At 72.9% G+C, this 22,258-nt stretch carries 28 protein-coding genes and 1 tRNA gene; 5 read left to right on the forward strand and 24 right to left on the reverse strand.

The features are described 5' to 3' along the window. Positions 1-27: 27 nt before the first annotated feature. The 9 genes from E8D34_RS10125 to E8D34_RS10160 all read right to left on the reverse strand — a co-directional run bounded on the left by E8D34_RS10125 (position 28) and on the right by E8D34_RS10160 (position 6,041). Positions 28-1,035: a WYL domain-containing protein gene (locus E8D34_RS10125; RefSeq protein WP_136594508.1), complete on the reverse strand. Its 1,008-nt coding sequence runs from the start codon at positions 1,033-1,035 to the stop codon at positions 28-30. After that, on the reverse strand, positions 1,035-2,042 hold the full coding sequence (locus E8D34_RS10130) for a WYL domain-containing protein (RefSeq protein WP_136594509.1): 1,008 nt from the start codon (positions 2,040-2,042) through the stop codon (positions 1,035-1,037). Before E8D34_RS10130 ends, E8D34_RS10125 begins: the two co-directional genes overlap by 1 nt. Before the next feature lie 75 nt (positions 2,043-2,117). After that, positions 2,118-2,885, reverse strand: a complete 768-nt coding sequence (locus E8D34_RS10135) for a crotonase/enoyl-CoA hydratase family protein (protein ID WP_136594510.1) — start codon at positions 2,883-2,885, stop codon at positions 2,118-2,120. Between the two features lie 34 nt (positions 2,886-2,919). Then, positions 2,920-3,219: a co-chaperone GroES gene (locus tag E8D34_RS10140; RefSeq protein ID WP_136594609.1), complete on the reverse strand. Its 300-nt coding sequence runs from the start codon at positions 3,217-3,219 to the stop codon at positions 2,920-2,922. A gap of 45 nt (positions 3,220-3,264) precedes the next feature. Further along, positions 3,265-3,513, reverse strand: coding sequence for a DUF3618 domain-containing protein (locus E8D34_RS10145; RefSeq protein ID WP_136594511.1), 249 nt, complete (start codon positions 3,511-3,513; stop codon positions 3,265-3,267). Further along, complete coding sequence (locus tag E8D34_RS10150; protein ID WP_136594512.1) at positions 3,510-4,274, reverse strand: ABC transporter ATP-binding protein; 765 nt, start codon at positions 4,272-4,274, stop codon at positions 3,510-3,512. Before E8D34_RS10150 ends, E8D34_RS10145 begins: the two co-directional genes overlap by 4 nt. After that, entirely contained in the window at positions 4,271-4,957 is a 687-nt protein-coding gene (cbiQ, locus tag E8D34_RS10155; RefSeq protein ID WP_136594513.1) for a cobalt ECF transporter T component CbiQ, read from the reverse strand. Before cbiQ ends, E8D34_RS10150 begins: the two co-directional genes overlap by 4 nt. A 5-nt stretch (positions 4,958-4,962) precedes the next feature. Further along, on the reverse strand, positions 4,963-5,331 hold the full coding sequence (locus tag E8D34_RS20750) for a PDGLE domain-containing protein (RefSeq protein ID WP_168929394.1): 369 nt from the start codon (positions 5,329-5,331) through the stop codon (positions 4,963-4,965). Then, positions 5,328-6,041 carry an energy-coupling factor ABC transporter permease gene (locus E8D34_RS10160; RefSeq protein WP_168929395.1) on the reverse strand — a complete coding sequence of 238 codons (714 nt, stop codon included), beginning with the start codon at positions 6,039-6,041 and terminating at the stop codon, positions 5,328-5,330. The genes E8D34_RS20750 and E8D34_RS10160 overlap by 4 nt, the downstream gene beginning before the upstream one ends. Before the next feature lie 125 nt (positions 6,042-6,166). Here E8D34_RS10160 and bcp point away from each other — a divergent pair, with 125 nt between their 5' ends. Both bcp and E8D34_RS10170 read left to right on the forward strand, forming a co-directional pair. Beyond that, positions 6,167-6,652 (forward strand): thioredoxin-dependent thiol peroxidase, encoded by a 486-nt coding sequence (bcp, locus tag E8D34_RS10165; RefSeq protein ID WP_136594514.1) that lies wholly within the window; start codon positions 6,167-6,169, stop codon positions 6,650-6,652. Positions 6,653-6,759: 107 nt separating this feature from the next. Continuing rightward, positions 6,760-6,841: transfer RNA gene (locus E8D34_RS10170), tRNA-Leu, on the forward strand. A 16-nt stretch (positions 6,842-6,857) separates the two neighbouring features. On the opposite strand, the gene rdgB is transcribed toward E8D34_RS10170, so the two are convergent. The 6 genes from rdgB to murI form a co-directional block, all read right to left on the reverse strand. Further along, a complete protein-coding gene (gene rdgB, locus E8D34_RS10175) occupies positions 6,858-7,487 on the reverse strand; it encodes an RdgB/HAM1 family non-canonical purine NTP pyrophosphatase (RefSeq protein WP_276606592.1) in 630 nt (209 codons plus the stop codon). A gap of 462 nt (positions 7,488-7,949) precedes the next feature. Then, entirely contained in the window at positions 7,950-8,657 is a 708-nt protein-coding gene (gene rph, locus E8D34_RS10180; RefSeq protein WP_136594515.1) for a ribonuclease PH, read from the reverse strand. A 59-nt stretch (positions 8,658-8,716) separates the two neighbouring features. After that, positions 8,717-9,520: an ABC transporter permease gene (locus tag E8D34_RS10185; RefSeq protein WP_136594516.1), complete on the reverse strand. Its 804-nt coding sequence runs from the start codon at positions 9,518-9,520 to the stop codon at positions 8,717-8,719. Next, entirely contained in the window at positions 9,517-10,428 is a 912-nt protein-coding gene (locus E8D34_RS10190; protein ID WP_136594517.1) for an ATP-binding cassette domain-containing protein, read from the reverse strand. Before E8D34_RS10190 ends, E8D34_RS10185 begins: the two co-directional genes overlap by 4 nt. Positions 10,429-10,475: 47 nt before the next feature. Further along, positions 10,476-11,261, reverse strand: coding sequence for an MBL fold metallo-hydrolase (locus E8D34_RS10195; protein ID WP_240771275.1), 786 nt, complete (start codon positions 11,259-11,261; stop codon positions 10,476-10,478). Then, a complete protein-coding gene (murI, locus tag E8D34_RS10200) occupies positions 11,258-12,079 on the reverse strand; it encodes a glutamate racemase (protein ID WP_136594518.1) in 822 nt (273 codons plus the stop codon). Before murI ends, E8D34_RS10195 begins: the two co-directional genes overlap by 4 nt. Before the next feature lie 74 nt (positions 12,080-12,153). Between murI and E8D34_RS10205 the strand changes: the two genes are divergently transcribed. After that, on the forward strand, positions 12,154-13,290 hold the full coding sequence (locus E8D34_RS10205; protein ID WP_136594519.1) for an alkaline phosphatase family protein: 1,137 nt from the start codon (positions 12,154-12,156) through the stop codon (positions 13,288-13,290). Between the two features lie 40 nt (positions 13,291-13,330). Here the strand turns inward: E8D34_RS10205 and E8D34_RS10210 are convergent, their stop codons facing one another. The 6 genes from E8D34_RS10210 to clpS form a co-directional block, all read right to left on the reverse strand. Next, complete coding sequence (locus tag E8D34_RS10210; RefSeq protein WP_136594520.1) at positions 13,331-14,281, reverse strand: cysteine synthase; 951 nt, start codon at positions 14,279-14,281, stop codon at positions 13,331-13,333. 47 nt (positions 14,282-14,328) lie between these two features. Further along, the gene (locus E8D34_RS10215; protein ID WP_136594521.1) at positions 14,329-14,886 is read right to left on the reverse strand and encodes an NYN domain-containing protein; all 558 of its coding nucleotides are present in this window, start codon (positions 14,884-14,886) and stop codon (positions 14,329-14,331) included. Between the two features lie 15 nt (positions 14,887-14,901). Continuing rightward, positions 14,902-15,174 (reverse strand): MoaD/ThiS family protein, encoded by a 273-nt coding sequence (locus E8D34_RS10220; protein ID WP_136594522.1) that lies wholly within the window; start codon positions 15,172-15,174, stop codon positions 14,902-14,904. Then, the gene (locus tag E8D34_RS10225) at positions 15,174-15,614 is read right to left on the reverse strand and encodes a M67 family metallopeptidase (RefSeq protein ID WP_136594523.1); all 441 of its coding nucleotides are present in this window, start codon (positions 15,612-15,614) and stop codon (positions 15,174-15,176) included. Before E8D34_RS10225 ends, E8D34_RS10220 begins: the two co-directional genes overlap by 1 nt. A gap of 78 nt (positions 15,615-15,692) precedes the next feature. Then, the gene (locus tag E8D34_RS10230) at positions 15,693-16,292 is read right to left on the reverse strand and encodes a DUF2017 domain-containing protein (RefSeq protein WP_136594524.1); all 600 of its coding nucleotides are present in this window, start codon (positions 16,290-16,292) and stop codon (positions 15,693-15,695) included. Positions 16,293-16,328: 36 nt separating this feature from the next. Then, complete coding sequence (clpS, locus tag E8D34_RS10235) at positions 16,329-16,589, reverse strand: ATP-dependent Clp protease adapter ClpS (protein ID WP_240771282.1); 261 nt, start codon at positions 16,587-16,589, stop codon at positions 16,329-16,331. Between the two features lie 163 nt (positions 16,590-16,752). Between clpS and E8D34_RS10240 the strand changes: the two genes are divergently transcribed. Beyond that, positions 16,753-17,295 carry a helix-turn-helix domain-containing protein gene (locus E8D34_RS10240; protein WP_136594526.1) on the forward strand — a complete coding sequence of 181 codons (543 nt, stop codon included), beginning with the start codon at positions 16,753-16,755 and terminating at the stop codon, positions 17,293-17,295. Beyond that, complete coding sequence (locus E8D34_RS10245; RefSeq protein ID WP_136594527.1) at positions 17,292-18,578, forward strand: MFS transporter; 1,287 nt, start codon at positions 17,292-17,294, stop codon at positions 18,576-18,578. Before E8D34_RS10240 ends, E8D34_RS10245 begins: the two co-directional genes overlap by 4 nt. On the opposite strand, the gene E8D34_RS10250 is transcribed toward E8D34_RS10245, so the two are convergent. The 3 genes from E8D34_RS10250 to E8D34_RS10265 all read right to left on the reverse strand — a co-directional run bounded on the left by E8D34_RS10250 (position 18,550) and on the right by E8D34_RS10265 (position 22,139). Further along, on the reverse strand, positions 18,550-19,095 hold the full coding sequence (locus E8D34_RS10250; protein ID WP_136594528.1) for a DUF1697 domain-containing protein: 546 nt from the start codon (positions 19,093-19,095) through the stop codon (positions 18,550-18,552). The genes E8D34_RS10245 and E8D34_RS10250 overlap by 29 nt on opposite strands. Positions 19,096-19,160: 65 nt before the next feature. Further along, positions 19,161-19,778: a TetR/AcrR family transcriptional regulator gene (locus E8D34_RS10255; RefSeq protein WP_136594529.1), complete on the reverse strand. Its 618-nt coding sequence runs from the start codon at positions 19,776-19,778 to the stop codon at positions 19,161-19,163. 87 nt (positions 19,779-19,865) lie between these two features. After that, positions 19,866-22,139 carry an arylsulfatase gene (locus tag E8D34_RS10265; protein WP_136594530.1) on the reverse strand — a complete coding sequence of 758 codons (2,274 nt, stop codon included), beginning with the start codon at positions 22,137-22,139 and terminating at the stop codon, positions 19,866-19,868. Positions 22,140-22,258 lie beyond the last annotated feature (119 nt).

The raw sequence follows: 22,258 nt of genomic DNA on the forward strand, positions 1-22,258 counted from the left end.
CAGCCTCCGCCGGCGGACCAGCCGCGTTCAGCCGACCGGGGGCGGCGGCTCCTGGTGGTGCCTCAGCAGCTCCGCGGCGAGCCCCTCGTGCACCAGCTCGAGGGACTGCGGCGCCACCACGAACGCCTCGGGCCCCGCGGCCAGCAGCATCATCGCGACCCGCCGCTCCAGCGGCGGCAGCAGCTCCACGTCGAGCGCGACCAGCTCCTCGTCGTCCTGGACGACGGTGACCCGCTCGGCGTAGAAGTCCGCCGCCCAGCGGGCCTCGTGCGGCACGCAGACCCGCACCGTCTCGGTGGCGCGCTGCGCCTCGAGCCGGGCGGCCAGGTCCGCGGGCGGCTCGAAGGTGCGCTCGGTCAGCTCGACCTCGCGGATGTTGGAGAGCAGGTAGGTGCGCACGCTGCCGTCGGCGGCGGGCGGTCCGGCGTCGACCTCCCAGCCGCGGCGGGTCTGCACCAGCCGGTAGGGCTCGATCTCGCGCTCGGTCACCCCGTGCTGCCAGGCACGCGAGTAGACGATCCGGGCGGCGCGGCGCTGGGCCTGGGCCTCCTGGAGCCGCGGCAGCGGCTGGACCCACTGCCGCACCGCCGGCTCGTCCGCGCCGCGGTCCGCCGAGCCGAACATCGTCTCGGTGAGCACGTCGATCGCGTCGGCCAGGTCGGTGTTGTCCGGCTCGATGTCCTGCAGGGCCAGCGCCGCGGCGTGCACCAGCGCCAGCTCGGAGGCGCCGACGTACTCCACGCCGAGCTCGCCGTGCTCCTCGACGAAGCGGACCACCTCGGCGACCGCAGGGTCCTCCTGGTCGCCGTCGGGGCCGAGGAACTCGAGCACGTCGGGCCGGGTCAGCCCGAGCAGCCAGTCGGAGGAGACATCGGCGGCGAAGAAGGCCACGAGGTCCTCGCGCAGCTCGGCGGCGGGGATGCCGAGATCGGCGGCGAGGTCGGCCAGCGGCAGCCCCTCGGGGTGCGCGGCGAGCCGCTCGAAGACCCGCGGCAGGCGCGCGATCCGGGCCGCGTAGACGGGAACGCCGGCCATCAGCGTCCCTCCTCGGTCGCGGCGGCACTGACGACGTCTGCGGCGGGTCCGGCGGTGTCGGCCGGAATGCCGGCGGCGGCCGCCAGCTCGGCCAGCACCTCGGCGCGGACGTCCGCGGGCCCCTCGATCCGCACCCGGCGGCCGAGCTCGTAGAGCCGGGTCCGCAGCGCCGACCGGTTGGTCACCCGGTAGGTCATCCGGACGCCCCACTCATCGTCCGCACCGGCGACCCCGCCGGCCCCGGTCGACTCGGTCGACTCGCTGGCCGCCGGCTCGCCGAGCCAGCGCCGTACGTCGGGCTCGAAGGCCGCCGAGGTGCGCAGCACCACGTCCACCGGCGGGTCGATCTCCCAGGTCATCGGGTGCAGCCCGGCGTGCCGGACGGAGGCGACCACCTCGGCCGAGCCGACCGGGCCGGACTCGGCGTCGACCATCCGGGCCACCACGTAGGTCTTGAGCGGGCCGCCCACCGCGAGCGCCTCGGACTCCACGCCCCGGAGGTACCAGATGCCGTTCTGGTTGCGCACCGACTCCGGGTGCACCTCCCGCGGCGTGCCCTTGTAGCCGAAGCGCAGCACCGCCCGGTCCCGGACCGCCGGCACCACGACGGCCAGCGCGTCGGCGAGCGCGTCGGCAGCGGTGCCGGCGGCGGCCGGCACCTGGGCGCTGACCTCGGCGGGCCGCTTGTCGCGGGGCAGGCCGAGGCGCGTGACCAGGTCGTCGCGGTCGGCGAGCAGCACGGCCCGCCGCAGCTGGGTCTGCTGCTCGGGGGTGAGCCGGACCCGCAGCCGGTTGTCGACGGTGGTCATCGCGTAGACCGCGCTCTCCCCGGACCCGCCGACGTTGTCGATCTGCCAGCCCTGCTTGGTCAGCGCACGCAGGTCCCGGCTGAGCTGACTGGCGGGATCGGCGCCGTCGAAGCCGGCGAGCTCGGTGAGCCGGGTGCCGCGCACCCCCGCCGCTCCGGCGGCCTCGAGGACCGCCAGGATCCGCACCAGCCGCTCCATCGGGCCCCGCTGGTCACGCCCCGGCCCCTTCGCCACTCGTCCTCCCCCTCGTCACCGGGGTCAGGCCCCGGTTGCTCACCCGTCGAACGCGCCGTGGCGGCCGGCCCCGCCGGCGAACCGCGTCGCGCCGTCGAGGGTATCGCTGGCGATGGCCTCCATCCCGTGCCGCCACTCCGCGGCGATCGCATCGTCCAGCGGCAGCCCGGCCTGCTCGTACGACGCGAGTCGGTCGCTGCGCAGGCAGGTCTGCGGGAAGCCGGCCAGCCGCTCGGCCAGCGCGACCGCCTCCGCCAGCGCGGCGCCGGGCGCGCTGACCCGGTTGGCCAACCCCATCCGCAGCGCCTCGTCGGCGCCCACCTCACGACCGGTGAGGATCAGGTCCAGCGCGCGGGAGTGGCCGATCAGCCGCGGCAGCCGGACGTTGCCGCCGTCGATCAGCGGCACGCCCCAGCGGCGACAGAAGACGCCGAAGGCCGCCTCGGGGTCGGCGACCCGCAGGTCGCACCAGAGCGCGAGCTCCAGGCCACCGGCGACGGCGTACCCCTCGACCGCGGCGATCACCGGCTTGGAGAGCAGCATCCGGGTCGGGCCCATCGGCCCCGGACCCTCGCCCGGATCGAAGATCTCGCGTTCGCCGCGGCTGACCGCCTTGAGGTCGGCGCCGGCGCAGAACGTCCCACCCGCGCCGTACAGCACCGCGACCGAGGCGTCGTCGTCGGCCTCGAACGCCTCGAACGCCTCGACCAACGCCCGGGCGTGCGCGTCGTCGACGGCGTTGCGCACCTCCGGCCGGTTCAGCGTCACCACGGTCACCGGACCGCGCTTGTCCACCTCGACTGGCATGGCCCGACCCTACGACCAGGGCCGCGGGGTGGTCCTACAGGTACAGGCCGGCGTTCTCGTCGGCGAGGCGGTCCGCGGCGACGGCGTGGATGTCGCGCTCCCGCATCACCACGTAGACCTCGCCGCCCACCTCGACCTCGGCCTTCTCCTCGGGGTCGTAGAGCACCCGGTCCCCGGACTCCACGGCGCGGGCGTGCGGGCCGACGGCGACCACGCGCGACCAGGCCAGGCGCTTGCCGCCCATCGCCGCGGTCGCGGGGATCACGATCCCGCCGGCCGAGCGCCGCTCCCCCGTCTCGGTGTCGAGCTCGCAGAGGATCCGGTCGTGCAGCATCTTGATCGGAGTCTTGTCCGACACGCTTCGGCTCACGGGGCTGGGTCAGCCGGCGATCTTGCGGATCACCACGAGCGTGGTGATCACCCCGACCGTGATGCCCACGGTCTTGAGGATGTTGTCGGTCCGCGGCTCGCCGGTCGCCGGGTCGACGTAGTACGCCTTGATCTGGGCGATCTCGCGCTGCGCGATCGTCTTGGGGTGCGAGCGGTAGAGGAGCTGGTCGATGGTCCCGGCGAGACGCTCGCGGGTCTCCTCGATCTCACGCTCGATGTCGGCAGGGTTGTTGCTCACGGACGAAGGCTACCAACGGGAACGGGCACGAAGCCGAACGGGAGTTCCAACCGGTGGGCGCTCATCAGCTCCTGGTCGGTCAGCAGGTCGTACGTCGCGCCGTCCGCGACCACCCTGCCCTGGCTCAGCACCACCGAGCGAGGGCACAGCTCGAGGGCGTACGGCAGGTCGTGGGTGACCATCAGCACGGTGACGTCGAGCGAGCGCAGGATCTCGGCGAGCTCGCGGCGCGAGGCCGGGTCGAGGTTGGAGGAGGGCTCGTCGAGGACGAGGATCTCGGGCTCCATCGCGAGCACGGTGGCGACCGCGACCCGGCGCCGCTGGCCGAACGAGAGGTGGTGCGGCGGGCGGTCCGCGAAGTCGGCCATGCCGACCATCTCCAGCGCCTCCATCACGCGACGCTCCAGCGCGGCGCCCTTGAGGCCGAGGTTCGCCGGGCCGAACGCGACGTCGGCGCGCACGGAGCCGAGGAAGAGCTGGTCGTCGGGGTCCTGGAAGACGATCCCGACCCGGCGCCGGATCTCGAGGAGGTTCTTCTTGGTGACCGGCAGTCCGCTGACGGCCACCGAGCCCGCACCCTGGCCGGCGGCCGCGGTAAGGATGCCGTTGAGGTGGAGCACCAGGGTGGTCTTGCCGGCCCCGTTCGGGCCGAGCAGCGCGACCCGCTCGCCGGCGTGGACGTGCAGGTCCACCCCGAACAGCGCCTGGTGGCCGTCCGGGTAGGCGAACGCCAGCCCCTGGACGTCGAGCACCGGGGTCATCGGATGCCCTCCGGCAGCCGGCCGTCGTAGCCGCGGGAGAGCATCGCGAGGTGGACCCGCTCCCCGCGCTCGTAGGAGCGGACGAAGAGCGCGCCGAGGGTCTTGGCCAGCGCCGGCCAGTGCCGGGGCGAGCGGGGGTCGACGCCGCGCGATCGCATGGCGGTCATCATCCTCCTCAGGTCCGCGGTGACCACGTCCAGGTAGCGGATCATGAAGCCCATGATCTGCACGATGAGGTGCGGCATCCGCAGCCGCTGGAGGCCGAGCAGTACCGCGTCGGTCTCGGTGGTCGCGGCCAGCGTCAGGGAGGCGATGACGCCCAGGGTGCCCTTGACCGCGAGCCCCCAGGCCGCGACCAGGCCGGGCTGGGAGACGGTGACCGCCTCCCAGCCGAGCAGCGGCACCCGCGGCCCCTCGGCGACGAACGGGATCAGCGCGGCGAAGACGAGGAACGGCACCTCGATCACGGCCCGGCGCAGCACGTAGCCGAGCGGCACGCCCGCGAGGGCGATCACCGCGAGCAGCAGCGCCAGGTAGACCCCGAAGACCGGGTACCAGGTGCGCGGCGTGGCCACCACGGTCAGCACGAACGCCAGCAGCACCAGGATCTTCAGGTGCGCCGGCGCACGGTGCACGAAGGAGTGCCCGTGGAAGTGGAGCCGGTGGCCGTGGCCCGCGCCCACGCCGCTCAGCCCTTCTCGGCGTCGGCGGTGGCGCGGTCGCCGGCGTCCCGGTCGGCTGCTGCGCCGCCCTCCGGCCCGTCGCCGGGCGTACGCCGGCGCAGCACCAGGAACAGGCCCGTGCCGAGCCCGAGCACCAGCAGGACGCCGACCACGCCGGCGATCCCGCCGCCGAGGCGCTCGTTCTCGACGCCGGTCGTGCTGTAGTCGGCGAACGGGCTGCCCGCCGCGGCCGAGTCGGAGCCGGAGTCCAGGAACCCGGTCCTCTCCGCGACGAACTCCAGCCCGTCCGGGTGGCTGCTGGCATAGAAGCTGCCGACGCCGGCGATCAGCAGGGTGACCAGGAGTCCGACCACCAGGAAGCGGCGGTTCCTCATCGGGAGACCCCCGGGGCGACCTGAGGGTCGACCTCGGCGGTGACCAGGAGCGGCCGAGCCGCGCGCACGCCGCGGGCGCCGTGCACCAGGTCCGGCCGGGAGCCCACCACGGCACCCACCACCAGGGCGGTGATCGCGGCCTCGCCGACGCCGATCACGGTGTGCCAGCCGAGCATCGCGGTGAGCACCGTGCCCGTGGCGATGTCGGCGGTGCCGCCCAGCGCGAAGAGCAGCGTGAAGACGGTCGCCGCCGCGGGCACCGAGACGAAGGCGCCGACCGCCGCGGCCACCGGCACCGAGGCGGTCCGCTTCGGCAGGACCAGCATCGCGAGGCGGAAGACGCCGTACCCGACGACGACGCCGACCAGGGCCATCAGGGTGATGTTCGTGCCGAGCGCGGTGAGTCCGCCGTCGGCCATGAACAGGCCCTGGACGAGCAGCACCACGCTGATGCAGAGCGCCGCCGTCCACGGTCCGACCAGGACCGCGGCCAGGGCGCCGCCGAGCAGGTGACCGCTGGTGCCGGCGCCGACCGGGAAGTTCATCATCTGGCCGGCGAAGACGAACGCGGCGACCAGCCCGGCCATCGGGGCGGTGCGGTCGTCGAGCTCGGCCCGCGCCTTGCGCAGCGCGATGCCGACGCCGGCCACGGCCACCGCACCGGTCGCGACCGAGGTGGGCGCGTCGAGGAACCCGTCGGGCACGTGCATGGAGCTGCTCCCGGCTGTAGTTGGATGGTGGGGCGCCGCCGGAGGCGACACCACGGCGAGCCTATTGCATGTCGTTTGCAATAGCGACGACGGCGCCGTCACCACGACCCAGCGAGGAGAACCCCATGAGCGCAGAGAATCGCCTGGCCATCGGCGACCAGGCCCCCGACTTCACCCTGCCGGACGACCGGGGCAACGAGGTCTCGCTCGCCGAGGCGCGCCGCGACGGCAAGGTGATCGTCTACTTCTACCCGGCCGCCATGACGCCGGGCTGCACGAAGCAGGCCTGCGACTTCACCGACTCGCTCGACGCCCTGCAGGCCGCCGGCTACCGCGTCCTCGGCATCTCCAAGGACACCCCCGCCAAGCTGGCGAAGTTCCGCGAGCGCGACGGCCTGACCTTCCCGCTGCTCTCCGACCCCGAGCTCACCGTCCACCGTGCGTTCGGCGCGTACGGCGAGAAGAAGCTCTACGGAAAGGTCGTCGAGGGCGTGATCCGGTCCACGTTCGTGGTCGACGCCGACGGTGCGATCGAGGTGGCGCAGTACAACGTGAAGGCCACCGGCCACGTCGCGAAGCTGCGCCGGGACCTCGGCCTCGCCGAGGCCTGAGCAGCCGCCCGACCCGGGGCGGCCGCGCGGCGGGGGACGCTGCTGCGAGGATGGTCCCGGGTCGAGCGAACCGGACGGGGTGCCCCGGCACGGCCGCCCCGTCCCATGCCGGAGTGGTGGAACAGGCAGACACGCAGGTTTTAGGTACCTGTGCTCTAGGGCGTGCGGGTTCGAATCCCGCCTTCGGCACCCCGACCCGGGCGGGTCAGCGCAGCAGCGCCGCCGCCTGCGGGGCGATCTCGCGCAGCGCCTTCCCGCGGTGGGAGATCGCGTCCTTGTCCTCCCGGGACAGCTCCGCGGTGGTCAGGCCGGGCCGGTCGTCGGCGACGAAGAGCACGTCGTAGCCGAACCCCCCGGCGCCGCGGACCTCACGGATCACCGAGCCGTCCATCCGGCCCTCGACGACCAGCTCGCGGCCGTCGGGCAGCACCAGCGCCACCGCGCACGTGAAGTGGGCGCCGCGCCGCTCGTCCGGCACGTCGGAGAGCTGGGCCAGCAGCAGCTCGTTGTTGCGCTGGTCGGACTTCGGCGGCCCGCTCCAGCGTGCCGAGAGCACGCCCGGCATCCCGTTCAGCGCGTCGACGCAGAGACCCGAGTCGTCGGCGATCGTGGCGATCCCGGTGGCGGCCACCCCGGCGCGGGCCTTGAGCAGCGCGTTGCCGGCGAAGGTCGGCTCGTCCTCGACCGGCTCGTCGAACGTCGCGACGTCGTCCAACCCGAGCACCTCGACCTCCGCCAGGTGCTCGAGGAGGATGCGGTGCATCTCCTCGAGCTTCTTGGCGTTGCGGGTGGCGACCAGGACCCGGGGGGTTTCGAGGCTCGCTTCGCTTCGCACCTCAACCACCGACCCGGCTCGCTTCGCTTCGCACCTCAACCACCGACCCGGCTCGCTTCGCTTCGCACCTCAACCACCGACCCGGCTCGCTTCGCTTCGCACCTCAACCACCGACCCGGCTCGCTTCGCTTCGCACCTCAACCACCGACCCGGCTCGCTTCGCTTCGCACCTCAACCACCGACCCGGCTCGCTTCGCTTCGCACCTCAACCACCGACCCGGCTCGCTTCGCTTCGCACCTCAACCACCGACCCGGCTCGCTTCGCTTCGCACCTCAACCACCGACCCGGCTCGCTTCGCTTCGCACCTCAACCACCGACCCGGCTCGCTTCGCTTCGCACCTCAACCACCGACCCGGCTCGCTTCGCTTCGCACCTCAACCACCGACCCGGCTCGCTTCGCTTCGCACCTCAACCACCGACCCGGCTCGCTTCGCTTCGCACCTCAACCACCGGATCCACCGTCAGCGCCCCAGCGCCTCGGCCTGCAGCCGGGTCAGGTCGGCGCAGCCCTTCTCGGCCAGCGCGAGCAGCGCGTCCAGCTCGGACCGGTCGAACGCGGCACCCTCGGCCGTGCCCTGCACCTCGACGAACTTGCCGTCGCCGGTCATCACCACGTTCATGTCGGTCTCGGCGCGGACGTCCTCGACGTAGGGCAGGTCCAGGCGCGGTACGCCGTCGATGATGCCGACGCTGACCGCGGCCACCGAGCCGGTGAGCGCGCCGGGCACGCCGAGCTTCGCGCAGGCGTCGGCCAGGGCGACGTAGGCGCCGGTGATCGCCGCGGTGCGGGTGCCGCCGTCGGCCTGGAGGACGTCGCAGTCGATCTGGATGGTGTTCTCGCCCAGCCTCTTGTCGTCGATCACCGCGCGCAGCGAGCGGCCGATCAGGCGGCTGATCTCGTGGGTGCGACCGCCGATCCGCCCCTTGACCGACTCGCGGTCCGAGCGGGTGTTGGTGGCGGCCGGCAGCATCGCGTACTCGGCGGTGACCCAGCCGAGCCCGCTCCCCTTGCGCCAGCGCGGGACCCCCTCGGAGGCGGACGCGGCGCAGAGCACCCGGGTGCGGCCGAACTCGACCAGCACCGAGCCGGCCGGGTGGTCCAGCCAGTTGCGGGTGATCGTGATCGGGCGGAGTTCGTCGTCGGCGCGGCCGTCCTCACGGGTGCTCATGACCCACCAAGTTAGCGGTCGCCCCGGACGTCGGTCCGGCCGGGCTCACCGCGCTCGGGTCACTTCACCTCGGCGCGCAGGATCCGGACCATCCCTGCCACCAGCGGCAGCACGATCCACAGCGCGGTCGAGACGAGCAGCTTGCCCCACTCCTCCGCGGTGTCGAGCTGCCAGTCGCCCAGCGGCGCGACCGCTGCCTGGAAGTTGACCCACTCCAGCAGGTCCCCCAGCCACTCGCGGATCGTGCCCACGGCGAACAGCACGATCGGCAGCAGGTACCAGTAGAGGAAGAAGACCACGATCGCGGCCGGCGTGTTGAGCAGCAGCGCGCCGAGCGCGAAGCCGATCGCCATCGTCAGCACCTGCACCAGCGCGAAGCCGACGGTCCCGCTGACGTCGAACCGCCACGACGTCTGCTCCGGCTGGACGAGCTCGCAGAGCGAGGTCGCGACGAGCGCGATGGCGTTCATCGCCACCAGCGTGGCGACGACGTAGAGGACGGAGACCGTCAGCTTGGCCAGGACCACCCGGGTGCGCCGCGGCTCGAGGCTGAAGGTCACCATCGCGCTGCGCTGCGTCCACTCGGTGGTGACCAGCAGGATCGCCAGGACCGGAAGCAGCAGCGAGGTGATCCCTCCGGCGATGATGGCGTAGTCGCTGTAGGCGATCGAGGTGCCGTTCACCAGGGTCAGCACGAGCACGAAGCCCTCGACCAGCGCGACCAGGCCGGCGATGGCGGCCAGCAGCCAGAAGCCGGCGCGGGTGTCGTAGGACTTGCGGAACTCGACCAGCACCTGGCGCCAGAAGGGCGTCGGCGTCGTTCCGCTGACGTCGAGGTGGAACGAGGGGCTGATGGTGCTCATCGGGTGGCTCCGATCGCGTCGCGCTGGGTGGACGAGGTGAGGTCGAGGAAGAGGTCCTCCAACCCCGCCCCGCCGTCCCTCAGGTCGGTCAGGACGACCTGGGCGGCGAGGGCCGCCCGGCCCACCTGCTCGGGCGTGGCACCGACCCTCAGACCCGCGCCCGCCGGCTCGACCGGGTGACCGGCGGCGGCGAGCGCGGCGCCCAGGGCGGCGTTGTCGAGGGAGGTGACCAGCGTGGTGGCGACGCCACCGCGGGAGGCGAGCAGGGTGCCCTTGTCCCCCTGGGCCACGATCCGGCCGTTGCCGATCAGGATCATCTCGTCCGCGATCATCTCGACCTCGTGCAGCAGGTGGCTGGAGAGCAGCACGGTGCCGCCGCGGTCGGCGTAGGAGCGGAGCAGCCCGCGCATCCACCGGATGCCGGCCGGGTCCAGCCCGTTGGCGGGCTCGTCCAGGATCAGCACGGACGGGTCGCCGAGCAGGGCGTGCGCGATGCCCAGCCGCTGCTTCATGCCCAGCGAGTAGTTGCGCAGCCGGCGCTTGGCCTCCGCGTCGGTGAGGCCGACCAGGTGCAGCATCTCGTCGACCCGGCTCGCCGGCAGGCCCATGCTCAGGGCCCCGAGGCCGAGGATCTCCCGCCCGGTGCGGCCGGCGTGCTGCGCCGAGGCGTCCAGCAGGACGCCGACGTGGCGGCCGGGGTTGGGGATCTCGGCGAACGCGTGGCCACCGATGGTCACCGAGCCGCTGGTGCCCGGGGTGAGGCCCACCATCACGCGCATCGTGGTGGTCTTGCCGGCCCCGTTGGGTCCGAGGAAACCGGTCACCCGGCCGGGCTGGCAGACGAAGCTGACGTCCTCCACGGCGGTGAAGGCGCCGTAGCGCTTGGTCAGGTGGTCGACGACGATCATGGGCACAGCCTGCCGGACCGCCGCCGGGAACGCGGGATTTGGACGGTCTACAGGTCGTAGACGGCGCCCGCGCGCGCCAGCTCGCAGGGACCGGAGTACGACGAGCGCGCCTCGGCGAGCATCTCCTGGGCGTCGTGCCACGGCGGCACGTGGGTGACCGCCAGGCGGCGGACCCCGGCCTTCGCCGCGGTCTCCCCCGCCTCGACGCCGGTCAGGTGCAGGTGCGGAGGGTTGTCGTCGCCGTCGCGGAACGAGGCCTCGCAGAGGAACAGGTCGGCGTCGGCGGCGACGTCGAGCAGGGCCGGCGTGGGGCCCGTGTCGCCGCTGTAGGCGACCACCTTGCCGTACGCCGAGACCCGCATCGCCCAGGCCGGGACCGGGTGGTCGACCGCGGCGGGCTCGACGGTGAACGGGCCGATCCGGAACGGCTCGCCGAAGCTGCGGAACTCGAACTCCTCGCGCATGCCCGGCGACTTGGGCAGGTCGTAGGCCCGGGCCAGGCGGCGCGCCGTGCCTTTCGGCCCCCACACGGGGATCCGCGGCTGCGACCCGCTCGGGTGGTACTTGCGCAGCACGTAGTAGCTGGTCATGTCGACGCAGTGGTCGGCGTGCAGGTGGCTGATCAGCACCGCGTCCACGGCCAGCGGGTCGACGTAGCGCTGCAGGGCGCCGAGCGCGCCGTTGCCGAGGTCGAGGACCAGGGTCCACACCCGGGCGGGGTCCTCCTCGTCGACCGCCTGGACGAGGTAGCAGCTGGCCGGGGAGTCCGGCCCCGGGTAGGAGCCCGAGCACCCGACGACGGTGACCCTCATCCCGCCCTGCGGCACGCTCATGCGAGGCCTCCCGCGAACTGCGCCGCCGCGACCAGCTCCGGGCCGAGGAAGCGGCGTCCGATGGTGGCGAACTCGTCCGGCGAGCCGGTGGTGGAGAACGCGTACGTCGGGTCGCCGGTCGGCCGCATCAGCCCGCGGTCGGCGAGCACGTGGTAGAGCTCCTTGGCGCTCTCCTCGGCGCTGCTGACCAGGGTGACGTCGTCGCCCATCACGTAGGAGATGACGCCGGTCAGCAGCGGGTAGTGGGTGCAGCCGAGGATCAGCGTGTCCACGTCGAGCTCGATCAGCGGGTCCAGGTACTCGTGGGCCACGGCGAGCAGCTCGTCGCCGCCGGTGACGCCCGCCTCCACGTAGTCCACGAAGCGCGGGCAGGCGCGGGTGGTCAGCGTCAGCTGGGGCGCGGCGGCGAACGCGTCGTCGTACGCCATCGACTCGGCGGTGGCCCGGGTCGAGATCACGCCGACCCGGCCGTTGCGGGTGGCCGCGACGGCCCGCCGGGTCGCCGGCAGGATCACCTCGACCACGGGCACGTCGTAGCGCTCGCGGGCGTCGCGCAGCATCGCCGCGCTGGCCGAGTTGCACGCGATCACCAGCGCCTTGACGCCCTGGTCGACCAGGTGGTCGAGGCACTCCAGGGCGTACTCGCGGACCTCGGCGATCGCCTTCGGGCCGTAGGGCTGGCGCGCGGTGTCCCCGAGGTAGGTGATCGACTCGTGCGGCAGTTGGTCGATCACGGATCGGGCGACCGTGAGGCCGCCGAATCCGGAGTCGAAGATCCCGATCGGGGCGTCCACATCGACGTGGTCCTGGCGCTGCACCGTCCCACCCTAAAGCGTCGCGACACCGGTGGGCCGGATTCAGGACGCAGGTCACGCGCCGTAGGCTCGGCGGCGTGACGCTCCCCACGTCCCGGCCCACGCCCGCCCCGGTTCACCTGCCGGCACGCCTGCCCGCACGCCGCCTCGGGGGCCGACCCCGCACCGGACGCGCCGGCACCCTCCGGCGGGCCGCCGCGCTCGTGCTGGCCGGGGCGCTCGGCGCCGGCGCGGTCGCCGGCGTCGCCGCGGCCGAGCCGTCGGCGACCCCGGAGCCGGCGCCGGCGGCCACCCGGGTCGCCCCGCACGGGCGGGTGCTGGCGATCTCGCTGGACGGTCTCAACCCGACCGCGCTGACCCGGCTCGGCCGGGCGGGGACGCCCGCCCTGCACCGACTGCTGCGGCAGGGCGCCTCCACGCTGAACGCGCGCGCCCAGGTGGAGCAGACGGTGACGCTGCCGAACCACTCCAGCATGGTCACCGGTCGCCGCATCGACGCCGCGCACCGCGGCCACGGCGTCACCTGGAACAGCGACGAGCCCGGCACCACCATCCAGGAGTCCTCGGGCGTCCCGCGCATCTCCTCGGTCTTCAAGGTCGTCCACCGGGCCGGCGGTGGCACCGCGCTCTTCTCGACGAAGACCAAGTTCTCGCTGTTCGAGCGGTCCTGGCCCGCGGCCATCGACCGCAGCGTGATCCGTGAGGAGGAGGACGCGCTCCTGGTCCGGGCCCTGCGACGGGACCTGGTCCGGCACGACCGCGCCTTCACCTTCCTGCACCTGGGCCTGGCGGACCAGACGGGGCACAGGGAGGGGTGGATGAGCGCCGCCTACCTGGACGCGGTCCGCACCCTGGACGGCCTGGTCGCGAAGGTCCTGCGCACCATCGAACGACGCCCCGCCCTGGCCTCGACCCGGATCGTGCTGACCGCCGACCACGGCGGCCGGCCGGGCACCGGTGACCACGGGGACGCGGACGTGCGGGCGAACTACCGGGTCCCGTTCCTCGTCTGGGGACCGGGGGTGGACCGCGGAGACCTGTACGCCATGAACACCGGCACCCGGACCGACCCGGGCAGGGGGCGCCCCGGGTTCGACGGCCGCCAGCCGATCCGCAACGGCGAGGTCGCCAACGTCGCCACCGACCTGCTCGGCCTGCGACCGGTGCCGGCCAGCCGCTGGAACCGCCAGCACGGGCTCGACTGGACCCGGTGAGGCCCGGGGGCGCCGCCGGGGTGCGGTCGCCGCTGGGGGCTCAGGCCCAGAGCTGACCCTCGAGGCGGTCCTCGGCGTCGTCGATGGTGCCCTCGTAGGCGCCGGTGGACAGGTACTTCCAGCCGGCGTCGCAGACCACGAACGCGATGTCGGCGGGCTCCCCCGCCTTGACCGCCTTGGCGGCCTGGCCCAGCGCGGCGTGCAGGATCGCACCGGTCGAGATGCCCGCGAAGATCCCCTCCATCTCGAGCAGCTCGCGCACCCGGCGCACGGCGTCGCGCGGACCGACCGAGAACCGCGTGTCGATCAGCGAGGCGTCGTACAGCTCGGGGACGAAGCCCTCGTCGAGGTTGCGCAGGCCGTAGACGAGCTCGCCGTAGCGCGGCTCGGCCGCGACGATCCGGACGTCGGGCTTCGCGCCGCGGAAGAACCGGCTGACACCCATCAGGGTGCCGGTGGTGCCGAGGCCGGCCACGAAGTGGGTGATCGAGGGCAGGTCGGCGAGCAGCTCGGGACCGGTGCCCTCCTCGTGCGCCAGCGCGTTCGCGGCGTTGCCGTACTGGTAGAGCATCACCCAGTCCGGGTGCTCGGCCGCGATCCGCTTCGCCACCCGCACGGCCTCGTTGGAGCCACCCGCGGCCGGGCTGGAGACGATCTCGGCGCCCCACATCCGCAGCAGCAGCCGGCGCTCCTCGGAGGTGTTCTCCGGCATCACGCAGACGATCCGGTAGCCCTTGAGCTTGGCGGCCATCGCCAGCGAGATGCCGGTGTTGCCCGACGTGGGCTCCAGGATGGTGCAGCCGGGGCGCAGCGTGCCGTCCTTCTCCGCCTCCTCGATCATCTTCAGGGCGGGGCGGTCCTTGATCGAGCCGGTCGGGTTCCGGTCCTCGAGCTTCGCCCAGATCCGCACCTCGGGCGAGGGCGACAGCCTGGGCAGCCCGACCAACGGCGTACCGCCGACGGAGGATAGCAGGTTGTCGAAGCGGGTCATGGAAGTCGGATGCCTTTCGGAGGGGACGCGCGGCCGGACGGTCGGGCTCAGCGCAGGAAGTACTCGGGGTCGAACTCGGCCAGCGGGATGATCCGCACCCGCGGCAGCGGCAGGTTGAACGCCTTGATGTCGTCCTCGAGGTCGAACATCGGGACGCCGAGCGAGGTGAGCTGGCTGCTGGTGAACTCGCGGAACCCGAGCAGGCCGACGCGCCGCTCGCCGCCGATCAGCTCGCCCAGGTGCTGGGCGAAGTCGGCGTCGTGGCTGGCCAGCAGGACGTCGGCGTCCTCGTGCGCGAGCAGCGCCGAGAGGGTGCGCTGGATACCGACGTCGACGACCTTCTCGTCGGCGCTGCCCGACAGCGGCACCGGGCGGTAGTTCATCGCCAGCAGCGCCTGCACGAACGACGTCGGCAGGCTGCCGGTGGAGGCGTTCAGGAAGAACAGACCGGTGACCGGCTGCCCCCAGATCCGCTCAGCGAAGTCGGTGATCCGCTCCCAGCGGGGCCGCTCCTCCGGTGCCGGGCGGCGGCCCAGCACCGAGTTGCCGAGGGTGGCGTCGATGTTCTCGCCGTCGACGAGGACGAACGTACGTCGCGTGCTCACCCGCGGCGGCCTCTCTCAGCCGCCGGCGACGGCCGGCAGGATGACCACCTGGTCACCGTCGGCCAGCGTCGCCTCGAGGCTGCCGAGGAAGCGGACGTCCTCGTCGTTGATGTAGATGTTGACGAAACGGCGCAGGTCGCCGTTGTCGATGAGCCGCTCCTTGATGCCCGGGTGGCCGGCCTCGAGCGAGTCGATCAGCGCGCTCAGGCTCTCACCCTCACCGGTGACGGCCTTCTCGCCGCCGGTGTAGGTGCGCAGGATGGTCGGGATTCGGACCTCGATGGCCATCAGGATTCGCTCCTCGCGAGGGTCGGGACGATCTCCACCGGTTCTTCGGTGACGACGCCGTCGGTGATTCTGTAGGACCTGAACTCCACCGGGCCGTCGTTATTCCCGTGCTCGCGTGTGCTGACCAGCACATAGTGCGCTCCGGGCTCGCCGGCCAGGTTGATGTCGGTGACGCTCGGGTACGCCTCGGTGGCGGTGTGGGAGTGGTAGATGACCACCGGCTCCTCGTCGCGGTCGTCCATCTCCTTGTAGAGCTCGAGCAGGTCCGTCGAGTCGTACTCGTAGAAGGTCGGGCTGCCCGCGGCGTTCACCATCTCGATGAACCGCTCCGGGGAGTCCGAGCCGATCGGGCCGACGACCATTCCGCACGCCTCCACCGGGTGGTCCCGCTTGGCATGCTCCACGATGGCGTCGTACGTCGCCTGGTCGATCCGCAACACGAACCCAGCCTAGGCGGTCCGGTCTGCTGCGACGGAATCCGCCCGCGCCACGGACAGGCCCCGAGCGCGAGCCGCGCGTCAGCGCCGGCCGGAGACGGCGTGGACCAGGGTCTCCTGCAGGAAGCCGAGCCACTCGAAGATGTGGTGCGCCTGGGCGCGCGGGTCCTCGTCGGGCAGCCCGGCCCAGTAGTCCTCGTCCCCCTCGACGACGCCGAGGCGGGTGGCCAGCGCCAGCCGCAGGTCGGTGAGCGAGCGCATCCACACCTGCGCCTGCGCCTGGTCGAGCTCGACGTCGAGGGTGATCGCCTCGGCCTCCGGCCCCTCGGGCTCGTCTGGCAGACCGGCCTCCTCCAGCGTCTCGATCACGGTGACCGCAGCGCGGGACTTGGAGTCGCGCAGGCCGTTCTCGGTGAACCGCCGGAACTCGCCGGCGGCCTCCGCGTCCCCCCGGTAGGCATTGGGCAGCAGCCGCTGCAGGACCGGGTCGTCGGGCTCGGTGGTGGGACCGCTGAAGTCGAGCAGCGCGGCGAGCGGATCGTCGTCGCGCGCCGGGACGGCCGCCTCGTTGTGCAGCAGCTCGATCAGCTGCGCCGCCAGGGAGCGCAACAGATCGGCCTCGAAGGCCGAGAAGGTCGCGATGATCTGCTTGCTCCGGCGATGCCGGACGAAACCCGCCATGGTTGGGCCTGACCTCACTGAACTTCTCGTCGGCTTCTAGTCGGACTTCTGGAGCGTCGCCCAGAGCCCGTACTCGTGCATCGCCTGCACGTCGCGCTCCATCTCCTCGCGACTGCCGCTGCTGACCGCCGAACGGCCCTCCTCGTGCACCTCCAGCATCAGCTTCTCCGCCTTCTTCTTGGAGTAGCCGAAGTACGAGGTGAACACGTAGGAGACGTAGGACATCAGGTTCACCGGGTCGTTCCAGACCACGGTCACCCACGGCGTGTCGGCAACGGTGATCGCGTCCGGCGTCAGGTCCTCCTCGACGCCCGGATCGGCCTTGACAGGGCTCGCGGTCGTCACGGCTCCATGGTGGCACACCGCCTCGGGGCGCCGGCCGGCACCACCCCCAAAGAAGTGTTTGACAGTTCCCGGTCCCGATGGTCGAATACTCCCAAAGACATCTTGGGGAGTAGTCATGGTGGAACGACCGAGCCAGCACCCGGGCACGAGCACGCTGCGGGCGACCGCCCACCCGCTGCGCCTGCGGATCCTCTCGCTGCTCACCGGCGCCGCGATGAGCGCCGCCGAGGTCGCGCGCGAGCTCGGGATCAGCCACGCCAACGCCTCCTACCACCTGCGCCAGCTGCACGACGCGGACCTGATCGTGGTCGAGGGCGAGGAGCGGATCCGGGGCGGCGTGGCCAAGCGCTACCGCTACCGCACCGACCACCCGGAGCCCCCGGCCGACCAGGAGCAGCTCCCGCTGGACGTCCGGGCGATGTCCGACGAGATGCTGCGCCGCCTCGAGGACCGTGAGCCCGAGGGCGCGTTGTTCACCGACGCCGAACTGTGGGTCGAGCCGGAGGTCTGGGACCGCGTCCGCAGCCTCGTCCAGCAGGCGTCGTACCTGCTGCACGACAGCGCCCGGCGCCCCCGTTCCGCCGGGACGATCCGCACCAGCCTGACCGTGGCCGCGTTCCGGATGGGCCCCGATGACGCACCCGAGGACCACCGGTGAGCGCTCGTCCCGCGGCGCTGGCACCGCTGCGCCACGCCGCCTTCCGCTGGTACGTCGCCGCCCGGGCCATCAACCTGCTCGGCGGAACGATGGGCTCGATCGCCCTCGCCTTCGCCGTCCTCCACGTCAGCGACTCGCCCGGGGCGCTGGGCGCCGTGCTCGCCGCCCACAGCATCCCGATGATCGCGTTCCTGCTGCTCGGCGGGGTGCTCGCCGACCGGTTCGGGCGCGCGCTGGTGATCCAGGTCGGCAACGTCGCCTCGGGCCTGAGCCAGCTCACCATCGCCGCGCTGGTGCTCTCGGGATCGGCCGAGGTCTGGCACCTGGTGGCGCTGACCGCTGTCAACGGGACGGTCGCCGCCGCGAACCAGCCGGCGTTGGCCAGCCTCCTGCCGCAGCTGGTGCCCCGCGCCGAGCTGCAGCAGGCCAACGTGCTGAACTCGATGCTGCGCAACACGATCATGGCGCTCGGACCCGCAGCGGCCGGCGTGCTGGTGGCCACCGCCGGACCGGGGTGGGCACTGGCCGTGGACGGCGCGGCGTACCTGGCCTCCGCCGCCCTCCTGCTGCGCATCCGGATGCCGGCGGCCGCGCGCCTCGGACACGCGGCGCGCGCCAGCATGGTCGAGGACCTGCGCCGCGGGTGGGCGTTCTTCCGGGCCACCCCGTGGCTGTTGACGGCGGTGCCCACCTTCGGCGCCCTCAACGCACTGCAGAGCGGCGGCCAGAACACCCTCGGCCCGGTCTATGCCCAGCAGGGCGCGATCGGTGCGGCCGGCTGGGGCCTGATCGCGTCGGCGACCGCGGTCGGACTGCTGGTGACCAGCCTCGCCTTCACCCGCGTCCGGCTGGAGCGCCCGCTGTTCTGGGGCACCTTCGGCGTGGCCGCCTTCGGCCTCCCGATGCTCGCACTCGGACTGACCGACGAGCTGTGGGTGGTCCTGCTCGCGGCGGTCGCGGCCGGGGCGGGGGTCGAGGTGTTCGGCCTCGGCTGGGACCTGTCGATGCAGGAGCACGTGCCCGAGGAGATGCTCTCGCGCATCTACTCCTACGACATGCTCGGCTCGTTCGTCGCGATCCCCGTCGGCCAGCTGACCTTCGGCCCGCTGGGCGCGGCCTTCGGCGTCCAACCGATGATCCTGGTCGCGGGAGTCGCCTACGTCGCGATCGCGCTGCTCCTGCTGTGCTCGCCCGCGGTGCGCCACCTGCGGCGGGCCCCGGTCCGCACCCCCGTCGCCGCACCCGCCGGACTGGTCAGCACCACTTCCGCACCAGCGTCCTGACCACCGTCACGTTCCGGTTCGTGGCCACCCCGAGGTGGCGCTCGAGGAAGGCGTTGGAGAGCTTGGCGGTGTGGTACTGGCTCTCGCCCTCGGCGAGCAGGAGGTGCGCCGCGCGCCCCTCGACGTGCACCCGCTCGCCGTCCACGCCGGCCGCGCCGATCGCCTCCTCCAGCGCCGCGAGGGTCGCGGCGGTGGGCTCGGCCTTGAGCAGGGAGACGTAGTGCCGCCCGTGGTGGTCGAGCGCGTCGGCGACGACGGCGACCGCGGCCAGCTCGGCGGCGGTGAAGGCGATGGTGGGCACCTCGAACCCGGCCTCCGCCCGGTACGCCGCCTCCAGCGCCGACTCGATCCGGGCCCGCGACCGCATCGCGGTGTCCAGCCGGACGTTGCCGGTGTTGATGTGCGTGGCGACACCGTCGAAGCCCGCCGCCTCCGTGGCCGCGACGATCGCGGCCCGGGGGAACTTGCGGGTCGCACCGAGGTTGATCGCGCGCAGGAACGCGACGTAGGTCGTCATGGGGATCAGTCTTCACCGCGGCGCCGACGCCGGCACCGACGCCGCGGGAAGCATCGAGCAGACGCCTAGGGACGCAGGGCGGCGTGCAGCGCCCGCAGGTGACCGGCGAGGTCATGCTCGGGCTGATCGCTCTCGAGGTCGGCCTGCCACCGCTCGACCGCGTGCTGCCACAGGGCCACCGCGGCGGCCGCGGCGGCGACCACCTCCGGCGCATCGGCGGCGACACCGGCCCGCTCGGCGAGCGCCCGGCGGATCTTGTCCTCCCAGGAGAGCAGCACCTCGTAGAGCCGCCCACGCAGCAGCGCCGAGGAGTAGGCGGCCTGGGCCCACAGCCGTACGACGTCGCCCTCGCCCTCGAAGTCGGGGGCCATCCGGCACAGCCCGGCGACGGCCACCGACAGCAGGTCGCCGGCGTCCTCGGGCACCGCCAGCAGCTCCTCGCGGAGCATCCCCTGCCGGATCTCGCGCAGCGGGTTGAGGACGTCCTCCTTGGTGGCGAAGTAGCGGAAGAAGGTACGGGTGGAGACGCCCGCCTCCGCGGCGATCGCCTCCACCGTGGTCTCCGCGAAGCCGTCCCGGGCGAAGAGCCGGAGCGCGGCCAGCTCGAGGGCGTGTCGGGTGACCTGCTTGCGCCGCTCGCGCAGGCCGGGCGGCGGGAGCGGGATCGGCGCGTGGTCGGGCATCGGCGGCCTCCTCGGTCGGGGCTCGGTCGGGGCTCGGTCGGGGCTCGGTCGGGGCTCGGTCGGGGCTCGGTCGGGGCTCGGTCGGTCTCAGTCCGAGGCGACCGCGGCGCGCAGCCGGGCCCCGTCGTCGGGTTGGACGCCCGGCCGACCGGCGACCAGCTCGACCTCCAGCAGGTCCCCGGTGAAGGCGAAGGGCGGGCGGTAGTCCTCGCTGACCGAGAGTCCCCGATCGCGGCCCACCAGCATCCCGACCGCCCCGGTGGAGAGGTTCGGGAAGAAGAACAGGCCGGGCAGCGGCGCGCTCGCGCACTCCTCGCCGTCGACCAGCAGTGCGGCCCTCGGCTCGGTCCCCGGCAGGTACTGCAGGGAGAGCTCGTGCGGGCCGGGAGCCAGCGGCTGCTCGGTGGCGAGGCGGACCGCACCGTCGAACATCGCGAAGGTCGCCACCGGCCGACCGTCCAGGAGGTACCAGGCCCAGCCGCCGTGGCGGTCGCCGATCGCGGTGACCACCCCCTCGGCGCCGCCGTCGGGGACCACGATCCGGGCACGCATCTCGAAGCCGCCGACGGTCATCGGCAGCTGGCTGTCGTGCACCGGCCCACCCCCAGGGGTGAACCAGGCGCGGCCCGGCTGCGGGAAGGCCCCGGGGTGCATGTGGGCCATCGAGTCCGGGAACTCGAACAGCGGCAGCACCTGGTTGCGACCGGCCTCGGCCCACCACAGCTCCTCCAGGCGCCGTACGACGTCCGGGTGGTCGTCCGCGAGGTCGACCGCCTCGGAGAAGTCGTCGGTCAGCCGGAACAGCGACCAGCGGTCGGTGCCGAAGTCGTGGCTGCCGGCGATCACCTCGCGCTCGCCGAACTGGTTGGGGACGTGGTCGGTGACCGCCTTCCAGCCGTCGGCGTAGATGCCGCGCGAGCCCATCATCTCGAAGTACTGGACGCCGCGGTGCTCGGCGGCGCCCGCGTCGTCGACCGAGGGCAGCATCGAGCCGCCGTCGATCGGCTGCTGCGGGATCCCGTCCACCGCGTCGGGCGCCGGGATGCCGGCGGCCTCCAGCACGGTGGTGAAGACGTCCACGGCGTGGCAGAACTGGTCGCGCACCGCTCCGGGGGTGCGGACCCGAGCGCCCCAGTCGAGGATCAGCGGGGTCCGGGTGCCGCCGAGCCAGGAGTAGCGCTTCCACATCCGCAGCGGGGTGTTGCCGGCCCAGGCCCAACCGAACGGGTAGTGGTTGTAGCCGTCGTGGCCGCCGATGTCGTCGATGCGCGCCAGCGACTCCTCGACGCTCTCCCCGTGGCCGAGCCACCCGGCCGCCTCGTTGAGCGTGCCGGTGGTGCCGCCCTCGCCGCTGGCGCCGTTGTCGGAGGTGACGATGACCAGGGTGTCGTCGGCGATCCCCCGCTCCTCGAGGTAGTCGAAGAGCCGACCGAGGTGGTGGTCGGTGTGGGTCATGAACCCGGCGAAGACCTCCATGTAGCGCGCGAAGAGCCGCCGCTGGTCGGCCGGCAGCTCGTCCCAGTCGGGGATCCACGCCGGGCGCTCGGGCAGCACGGTGCCCTCGGGCACGACGCCGGCCGCGACCTGGCGCTCGAAGACCTGCTCGCGCCAGGCCTCCCAGCCACCGTCGAAGGCGCCGGCGTACGGCTCGACCCACTCCTCGGGGACCTGGTGCGGCGCGTGCGCGGCGCCCGGGGCGAGGTAGAGGAAGAACGGCTTGCGCGCCTCGGCCTGCTGCTGGTCCTGGACCATCCGGATCGCCTCGTCGACGAGGTCCTCGGTGAGGTGGTAGCCCTCCTCCGGCGTCCGGGGCGGGTCGACGTGGGTGTTGTCGCGGACCAGCTCGGGGGCCCACTGGCTGGTCTCCGCGCCGAGGAAGCCGTAGTACCTCTCGAAGCCCATCGCCAGCGGCCAGTGCCGGTAGGGGCCGGCCGCGGAGTAGTCGGTCTTCGGCGTCAGGTGCCACTTGCCGACCGCCATCGTGTTGTAGCCGCCGTCGCGCAGCACCCGGGCCAGCGTGGCGGCGGAGGCGGGGATCCGGCCGGTGTAGCCGGGGAAGCCGAGCGCGGCCTCCTCGGTCACCCCCATGCCGACCGCGTGGTGGTTGCGCCCGGTGAGCAGCGCGGCCCGGGATGCGGAGCAGACCGCGGTGACGTGGAACCGGTTGTAGCGCAGGCCGCGGGCGGCCAGCCGGTCCATGTTCGGCGTGGCGATGGTGGAGCCGAAGCAGCCCAGCTGTGCGAATCCCACGTCGTCGAGGACCACCACGACCACGTTGGGCGCGCCGTCGGGCGCGACCGGGTAGTCGACGAAGGAGGGCGTCGCTCCAGCGACGCGGGACGGCACGACCGGTCGATCCATGGCCGGGACACTAACCTCGATCGAGCCAAATGTCACTCGACTGCCACTTGGCAGACGAATGTCATGAATCCCCTTGCCAAGCGACCACCATCCCTCCACGCTGTGACCCACATCACTGG

The sequence above is a fragment of the Nocardioides sp. GY 10113 genome, from assembly GCF_004919105.1.
In the GTDB taxonomy this organism is placed as follows: domain Bacteria; phylum Actinomycetota; class Actinomycetes; order Propionibacteriales; family Nocardioidaceae; genus Nocardioides.

Coding starts and splice junctions, on each gene's coding strand:
- E8D34_RS10125 (WP_136594508.1), bottom strand. CDS start 1,035: ATGGCCGGCGTTCCCGTCTACGCGGCCCGGATCGCGCGCCTGCCGCGG.
- E8D34_RS10130 (WP_136594509.1), bottom strand. CDS start 2,042: ATGGAGCGGCTGGTGCGGATCCTGGCGGTCCTCGAGGCCGCCGGAGCG.
- E8D34_RS10135 (WP_136594510.1), bottom strand. CDS start 2,885: ATGCCAGTCGAGGTGGACAAGCGCGGTCCGGTGACCGTGGTGACGCTG.
- E8D34_RS10140 (WP_136594609.1), bottom strand. CDS start 3,219: ATGCTGCACGACCGGATCCTCTGCGAGCTCGACACCGAGACGGGGGAG.
- E8D34_RS10150 (WP_136594512.1), bottom strand. CDS start 4,274: ATGACCCCGGTGCTCGACGTCCAGGGGCTGGCGTTCGCCTACCCGGAC.
- E8D34_RS20750 (WP_168929394.1), bottom strand. CDS start 5,331: ATGAGGAACCGCCGCTTCCTGGTGGTCGGACTCCTGGTCACCCTGCTG.
- E8D34_RS10160 (WP_168929395.1), bottom strand. CDS start 6,041: ATGCACGTGCCCGACGGGTTCCTCGACGCGCCCACCTCGGTCGCGACC.
- bcp (WP_136594514.1), top strand. CDS start 6,167: ATGAGCGCAGAGAATCGCCTGGCCATCGGCGACCAGGCCCCCGACTTC.
- rph (WP_136594515.1), bottom strand. CDS start 8,657: ATGAGCACCCGTGAGGACGGCCGCGCCGACGACGAACTCCGCCCGATC.
- E8D34_RS10185 (WP_136594516.1), bottom strand. CDS start 9,520: ATGAGCACCATCAGCCCCTCGTTCCACCTCGACGTCAGCGGAACGACG.
- E8D34_RS10190 (WP_136594517.1), bottom strand. CDS start 10,428: ATGATCGTCGTCGACCACCTGACCAAGCGCTACGGCGCCTTCACCGCC.
- E8D34_RS10195 (WP_240771275.1), bottom strand. CDS start 11,261: ATGAGCGTGCCGCAGGGCGGGATGAGGGTCACCGTCGTCGGGTGCTCG.
- E8D34_RS10210 (WP_136594520.1), bottom strand. CDS start 14,281: ATGACCCGCTTCGACAACCTGCTATCCTCCGTCGGCGGTACGCCGTTG.
- E8D34_RS10220 (WP_136594522.1), bottom strand. CDS start 15,174: ATGGCCATCGAGGTCCGAATCCCGACCATCCTGCGCACCTACACCGGC.
- E8D34_RS10230 (WP_136594524.1), bottom strand. CDS start 16,292: ATGGCGGGTTTCGTCCGGCATCGCCGGAGCAAGCAGATCATCGCGACC.
- E8D34_RS10240 (WP_136594526.1), top strand. CDS start 16,753: ATGGTGGAACGACCGAGCCAGCACCCGGGCACGAGCACGCTGCGGGCG.
- E8D34_RS10250 (WP_136594528.1), bottom strand. CDS start 19,095: ATGACGACCTACGTCGCGTTCCTGCGCGCGATCAACCTCGGTGCGACC.
- E8D34_RS10255 (WP_136594529.1), bottom strand. CDS start 19,778: ATGCCCGACCACGCGCCGATCCCGCTCCCGCCGCCCGGCCTGCGCGAG.
- E8D34_RS10265 (WP_136594530.1), bottom strand. CDS start 22,139: ATGGATCGACCGGTCGTGCCGTCCCGCGTCGCTGGAGCGACGCCCTCC.